The 6,168-nt window shown below is 71.7% G+C and carries 5 protein-coding genes and 1 pseudogene; 2 read left to right on the top strand and 4 right to left on the bottom strand.

Going from position 1 to position 6,168, the window contains the following annotated elements:
• Nucleotides 1–64 precede the first annotated feature (64 nt).
• Genes AB0J09_RS53605 through AB0J09_RS53590 form a run of 4 tightly spaced genes read right to left on the bottom strand, consistent with a single transcriptional unit; the run spans nucleotide 65 to nucleotide 3,832 of the window.
• Nucleotides 65–325: an NAD(P)-binding domain-containing protein gene (locus AB0J09_RS53605; protein WP_360709866.1), complete on the bottom strand. Its 261-nt coding sequence runs from the start codon at nucleotides 323–325 to the stop codon at nucleotides 65–67.
• Between the two features lie 21 nt (nucleotides 326–346).
• Nucleotides 347–2,290: a hypothetical protein gene (locus tag AB0J09_RS53600; protein ID WP_360709864.1), complete on the bottom strand. Its 1,944-nt coding sequence runs from the start codon at nucleotides 2,288–2,290 to the stop codon at nucleotides 347–349.
• Nucleotides 2,291–2,345: 55 nt separating this feature from the next.
• Nucleotides 2,346–3,062, bottom strand: coding sequence for an amidohydrolase family protein (locus AB0J09_RS53595; RefSeq protein ID WP_360709862.1), 717 nt, complete (start codon nucleotides 3,060–3,062; stop codon nucleotides 2,346–2,348).
• Complete coding sequence (locus AB0J09_RS53590) at nucleotides 3,059–3,832, bottom strand: amidohydrolase family protein (protein ID WP_360709860.1); 774 nt, start codon at nucleotides 3,830–3,832, stop codon at nucleotides 3,059–3,061. Before AB0J09_RS53590 ends, AB0J09_RS53595 begins: the two co-directional genes overlap by 4 nt.
• A gap of 85 nt (nucleotides 3,833–3,917) precedes the next feature.
• On the opposite strand from AB0J09_RS53590, the gene AB0J09_RS53585 reads away from it, so the two are divergent.
• Together AB0J09_RS53585 and AB0J09_RS53580 are read left to right on the top strand one after the other, a co-directional pair.
• Complete coding sequence (locus tag AB0J09_RS53585; protein WP_360709858.1) at nucleotides 3,918–5,882, top strand: PQQ-binding-like beta-propeller repeat protein; 1,965 nt, start codon at nucleotides 3,918–3,920, stop codon at nucleotides 5,880–5,882.
• A 19-nt stretch (nucleotides 5,883–5,901) separates the two neighbouring features.
• Nucleotides 5,902–6,168: pseudogene (locus AB0J09_RS53580) on the top strand (hypothetical protein); the annotation flags it as partial.

The following is a 6,168-nucleotide window of genomic DNA, read 5'->3' as shown; positions in this document are numbered from 1 at the left end:
TGGAACGTGCCATTCAGCTTCACGCAGTGGCCGGCGGTCAGCACCACGCTCTTGTTCGCGCTGGTCACCGCCGAGCCCGCAGGCCCGGAGCGGCGGCGGTGATCGCGGCGCGTACGGCGTCGCCGTCGAGCAGCATCGTGATCACCACGTCGGCGCCCTCGACCGCCTCGGCGGGCGAACCCGCGACGGTCGCGCCGTCGGCCCTCAAGGGCTCGGCCTTCTCCTTCGTACGGTTCCAGACTCTGACATTGATGCCGGATTTGGCCAGGTTGCGGGCCATGGGCGCGCCCATGAGCCCGGTCCCCAGCACTGCGACTGTCGCCATGAACACCAGCCTACGGTCGCGTCACCGGCCCGCTATGGCCACCCGGACGAGGTCGCGGCCGCGCACCGCGTACAGGGCCCGGCGGGAGGGGTCGAGCGCCAGCTTGGGCTCGCCGCCGAACCACTGCCCGGCCAGCCCTTCCACGATGGGCTTCGCCGTGAACGCGACCAGGTCGATCTTGTAGATCGTGTCGCCGTCCGTGCAGTACGCCACCCGGCCGGTGACGAACAGCTCGCCGCCCTTCGTCCCGGCCTTGACCGTCCTGGTGACCTTCCTGCGCCGCAGGTCGAACTCGAACACCTCGCCCGTGCTCGCCATGCCGTACAGGGTGTTCGTCCTGCCGAAGGAGAGCGAGGAGATCTGGCGGGCGCCGGGTACCGGCTCCATCTCCCAGAGCGGCTTCCGCGTGACCAGGTCGAAGGCGGCCAGGCGGGCGGTCGTCGTGACCGGCGGCAGGCCGAGGCCCTCCTGGATCAGGGTGCCCAGGTAGGCGACGCCGTGCCGGGCGGCGACCGAATAGACGGTCTGGCGCTCCACCACCGGCCGGTACGTCTCGAACGTGCCGGTGCGGGGCGAGTAGAGGGAGAGCGCGCCGTTCATGTGGCCGGGCTCCGGCTGGGTGGGCATGACGATCAGGCCCGTCGCGGCGTCGTAGGCGAGGTCGCGCGGACGGTCCTGCTGGTTGCCCGTGCGGGCGATCAGCTTGGCCTCGGTCTCGCCGGGGCGGTGCGCGTACAGGGCAGCCTGGGTGTAGACGCCCAGGTACGTGGTGTCGCCGACGGTGAGCAGCGTCTTCGGCTCGCCCGCGATGCCCAGCCGGGTCACCTTGCCGGTCGCGACGTCGTGAATGTCGGCGCCGCCCTTGCCGCCGACGTAGACGCGCCGGCCGTCGGAGTGCACGGACATCGGCTCCTCGGGAGCCGACTTGAAGCCGCGCTGCACGAGGTTGACGTAGTCGAGGGAGCCGGTCGCCGGGTCGTAGACGAAGACCGCGCTGTCCTGGATGCCGTAGATCCGGCCCTCGTGGGCCAGCAGGCGGCAGGTGGCCGCCTCGAAGTACGGGACGCCGAGCACCTCCAGTTGCTCCGTGGCCAGGCTGTACCGGTAGAACGTGCCGGAGGGGCGGCCCGCGAAGTAGACGTAACCGTCGTGGATCAGGACCGAGACGATGTACTTCTCGCCGGCGGCGGTGGCCTTGACGACCTTGTAGTTCTGCGGCGCGGCCTTCTCCAGGACGAGCAGTTCGGCCAGCGAGTTCATGCCGCCGGCCAGGTGGGTGTCCGACATGGCCATGCTGGAGACCCAGTCGCGGTCGGCCACGGCGGACGGCAGCAGCTCGCGCTTCTCGCCGGTCGCGCGGTCGATCGCGATCAGGTGGGCGTGGGTGCCGATCCCGGCGTAGACGTAGGTGTCGTCGGCCTGGATGCTGCGGACGTACGCCTCGCCCGGCGCGGGCTGGCCCAGGTCGCGGCTCGTGCCCGTGGCCGGGTCGTACTCCCAGACGCGGCCCGGCTCCGACGTGCCCATGTAGACCTTGCCGTCAGGGGAGGAGGCCATGGTCCAGATGTAGTGGTCGGGGTATTCGGCGACCTTGGTGACCTGGTTCGCGACGGTGTCGATCTTGTACAGGTCGGATCTCGCGTGGGTGCCGACGTAGACGTCGGTGCCGACCTTGCACATCGCCCAGATGCCCACGCCCGTCGGGATGTCGAAATGGGTCGTGACCGAATCCTTCGCGAGGTCGTACGCGCCGACCACGTTGGGCGACAGCCCGCGCGAGCCCGCGTAGAGCACGCCGCCGACGAACTCGCCGTTGCCGAGCGGGCTGGCCACGCTCGCCGGGCCCATGCCGGTGACGGTGCCCTCCGGTTGCTCGCGGGTGGCGGCGCGGGCGGGCGTGGCCGTGAGGGTGGCGGCCGCCGTGGTCGCGGCGGCCGCCTGAAGGAAACGACGGCGGGGGATCATGCGCGGCTCCCTTGGTGAGTTTCGCCGCACGCTATAACGGACCCGGCCGTAATGTCTAGATTCCGAAGAGGGCGGCGGCGTTGCGCCAGGCGATCCGTTCGGCGGTCTCGCCGGTGAGCCGCGCCGCCGCGACCGCTCCGAACGCCGACGACGGGTCGATCAGCGTCGCGTCGGTGCCGAACAGCAGCTGCGCCGGGTCCACGGCCGCCACCACCTCCGCGATGCGGCCGGCGGGGGCGTGCGACCAGCAGGGCTCCAGGTAGAGGCGTTCGCAGGCGTTCGCGGCCTCGATGGCGTACCGGAATCCGTCGGCGCCCATGTGCCCGGCGATCACCCGCAGGTCTGGGATGTCCAGGCAGACCTCCGCCAGGGCGAGCACCGACGCGCCCCAGGTGTGCACGAGCGCGGGCCGGCCGGTCGCGGCCACCAGCGTGAGCGCGTCGCGGAGCTGCGGAGAGGCGACGGGCGAGCCCGTGTAGTCAGTGTGGATCTTGACGCCGACGAACCGGCCGCCCGGCAGGTACGCCGCCAGATCCTCCGCCGCCTCGCGCAGGCGGCGCGGGTTGACCGTGACGTAGCCGAGCAGGCGGTCCTGCGACTCCAGGTACGCGGCGAGGGCGCGGTTGCCGGCGGGGGCGTCGTAGATGACGGCCTCGGTGGCCGAGACGATCGCCCGGTCGACGCCGTAGCGGTCCATGGTGGCGAGGTTGGCCTCGGCCACGTCCATGGTGAAGAACCACGGGCCCCAGTGGGCGTGCACGTCGATGATCATGACTGCGGCCTCCTCAGGAGCCTTTTCGCGTTGCCGCCGGCCACGGCGGCGATCTCCTCCGGCTTCAGCCCGCTGGTGGCCAGGCGGAGGAGGGGAACGAGCGGCTCGTAGTGGGGGGCGCGCGAGCCGTACAGGAGGCGGTCGGCGCCGAGTTCGGCGGCGGCGAGTTCCAGCGCGTCGGGGGAGTTGAGCAGGCGGGTGGAGGTGTGGAAGCCGGGCTCGTCCGCGGCCGCCACCAGGAAGTCGCCCAGGTGGTAGAAGTGGGTGTCGAGGAAGACCACGCTGGCCCCGAGCCCGGCGAAGGGCTGCCAGAACCTGCGCACGTCGCCTCCGGTGAGCACCACCAGGCCGAGCCGCGCCGCCTGCCGGGCGACGTGCCTGACGGACGGGAACCCCGCCTCGACGCCCTGCTCTTCGGGGAACAACCGGACGGCCCGGACGCCCTCGGAGGCCAGCCGGTCCAGCTCACGCGCCGCGCCGATCGGGTCGCGCAGGTCCACGGCCCCGACGGGGACGACCTCCGGGGATGCCTGCGCGAGCAGTTCGTCGTTGCCCGAGCGCACGTCGAACAGCGCGGCCCGCAGGCTCGCCACCGCCGCCGCCCTGATCCGGTGCTCGCCCAGCAGCCCGAGCACCGAGGCGGGCGTCCCGGGTGGGCCGTCGCGGTCCGGGTACGCTCCGAACAGCACGTCCACGTCGAGCGCCACCTCCAGCTCGCCGACCAGCCGCCACGCGTCGAACGGCATACCGGTCCTATCCTCAATTGCCATGCCGCACATCATGCCATTGACGAACCGTGCCTATAAAGTTACGGTCTGGGCCATAATTGCTCAGCAATGAACGCGAGGTGCGCCCATGCTCCGGTCCATCCTGGTCATCCTGTCGGCGCTCTTACCCGCGCTCCTCACCGGCCCGGTCGCCCGGGCGGCGTCCTGCGACGCCCCGGCGGTGGAGCGGTTCGGCCCGGCGTCGGTCACCGGCGCCATCGTGGGCGCGGCCGTGCAGGACGGGCACGCCTACGTGGTCACCCGCGGCCTGAAGCCGCCGGTGCTCGCCGACATCGACCTCGCCACCCGGAAGGTCGTCAGGAGCGTCACCCTGCCCGACGGCCCGGCCACCGGTGAGCCGGAAGGCGCGTGGGCCACGGCCGTGTCCGGCGGCAAGATCTACGTCGGTACGTATCCGGTGCCCGACCTCTACCGCTTCGACCCGGCCACGGGCGCGGTGGAGCGTCTGGCGTCGTTCGGGAAGAACGGCGGCTTCGTCTGGAGTCTCGCCGCCGCGCCCGACGGCACGCTCTACGTGGGCACCTACCCGGACGGCCGGGTCCGGGAGTACGTGCCGGCCACGGGCGCGGTGCGCGACTTCGGCGTACTGGCCCAGGGCGAGCGGTACGTGCGGGCGGTGGCCGCCGACGACACCTACGTGTACGCGGGACTGCTCGACAAGGGCAAGCTCGTCCGGATCACCCGGGCGGACGGCACGGTGAAGGAACTGGCGAGCGCCCCGACCGGCGTCGGCGCCGTGGCCGTGCACGGCGACCGGGTGCTGGCCGCCGCCGGTGACGTGCTGATCGACGTGCGCGCGGACGGCACGGACGAGCGCCGCGCGACCCTCGAGGGCGGCACGATCGACATGCTGACCGTGGCCGCGGATGACACCGTCTACGCCACCTCCCGGCCCGACGGCGCCGTCCACCGCTACCGCACGGGCGACACCGCCTTCACGAAGGTCGCCGACCCGCCCTCGCCGGGCGACGAGACCAGGCGGCTGCAGCTGCTCGACGACGACACCCTGCTCGGCTTCGCGGGCAGTGGCGGCATGTGGTGGCTCGACCTGCGCACGGGGCAGTCGTCCTTCGTCGATCTGATCGACGCCGGCCTGCCCAGCGGCCCGGAGCGGCCGCAGAGCATGCTCGTCGTGCCGAACCGCGCCGTCTACATCGGGGGCCACTTCTCGATGGAGGTACGCGACCTGCGCACGGGAGACAGGCGCAGGTTCCGGATGCCCGGAGAGCCGAAGGACCTCGTGCGGCGCGGCGACAAGATCTACGCCGCCATCTACCCGAGCGGGCAGATCGTCTCCGTCGACCTGCGTACGGACCAGGTGCGCAGCGTCGGCTTCCTGGGACACGGCCAGCAGCGCCCCTGGGACATCGAGTACGACCCCGCCACCGACAAGCTCGTGGTCGCCAGCGCCCCGCTCGGCGCCCAGCTGAACGGCGCCCTCTCCGTGGTCGACCCCGACACCGGCCACATCGACGTCTACGAGGGCGTCATCCCTGACGAGAGCCTCATGAGCCTCTCGCTCGATCCCCGTGGCGGCGTCGTCTACCTGGGCGGTGACGTTCTGGGCGGGGGCGGGACCCCGCCGGTCAAGACGTCGGCGTCGGTCGCCGCCTTCGACCTCCGTACCCGCAAGGTGCTCTGGCAGGTGGACCCGGTCCCGGGACACCGCACGTTCCAGGACATCAAGGCGCACGACGGGCTGCTGTACGGCGTCTACAAACGCGACTCGGGCACCTGGATCGCGATGGACCTGGCCACCAAGCAGGTGGTGCGGCAGGGCAAGCTTTCCGGGTACGGCGAGCTGACCGTGCACCGGGGCAGGGTGTTCGCGTCCACGTTCTTCGGCGGCGGGAACGCGTACGAGCTGGGCACCGAGGCGAAGCTCCTGGCCACCGGGCTCGGCGACGAGTGGTACACGAACCCGCAACTGCACTTCGAGCCCGGCTCCTGGCGGGCGTGGGCGCTCGTGGGCAGGGACCTGGCCAGGATCACGCTCGATCCGCGCTGCCCGGCCTTGACCGTCAATCAGTGACTCCATTAGGTTTCGGTCTGTGCCGAAATATGTAATCGATGCCTACCGGCTCATTGGTCCCGTGCCGTTCGACGATCTGCCGAGCGACCCACGGGACGAGATGGGCCGGCTGGGCATCGACCGGGCCTGCGTCACCCACGCGCTCAGCCTCTACTCCGACCCGCGGGCGGGAAACGAGGCGCTGCTCGCGCTGGACGACCCCCGGCTCATCCCCGTCCCCGTGGTGGTGCCGGGGGCGGGCGGCGAGCCGGCGGGGCCGGACGAGGTGGCGGCGTGGGGCGTACGG

The sequence above is a fragment of the Nonomuraea sp. NPDC049784 genome, assembly GCF_040659615.1.
In the GTDB taxonomy this organism is placed as follows: domain Bacteria; phylum Actinomycetota; class Actinomycetes; order Streptosporangiales; family Streptosporangiaceae; genus Nonomuraea.
Note: the sequence above shows the minus strand (reverse complement) of the source record. Positions and strands in the feature narration are given on the sequence as shown.

Bases quoted from the DNA above. Each gene is read 5' to 3' on its own strand.
- AB0J09_RS53605 (WP_360709866.1), bottom strand. From the start codon at position 325: ATGGCGACAGTCGCAGTGCTGGGGACCGGGCTCATGGGCGCGCCCATG.
- AB0J09_RS53600 (WP_360709864.1), bottom strand. From the start codon at position 2,290: ATGATCCCCCGCCGTCGTTTCCTTCAGGCGGCCGCCGCGACCACGGCG.
- AB0J09_RS53595 (WP_360709862.1), bottom strand. From the start codon at position 3,062: ATGATCATCGACGTGCACGCCCACTGGGGCCCGTGGTTCTTCACCATG.
- AB0J09_RS53590 (WP_360709860.1), bottom strand. From the start codon at position 3,832: ATGGCAATTGAGGATAGGACCGGTATGCCGTTCGACGCGTGGCGGCTG.
- AB0J09_RS53585 (WP_360709858.1), top strand. From the start codon at position 3,918: ATGCTCCGGTCCATCCTGGTCATCCTGTCGGCGCTCTTACCCGCGCTC.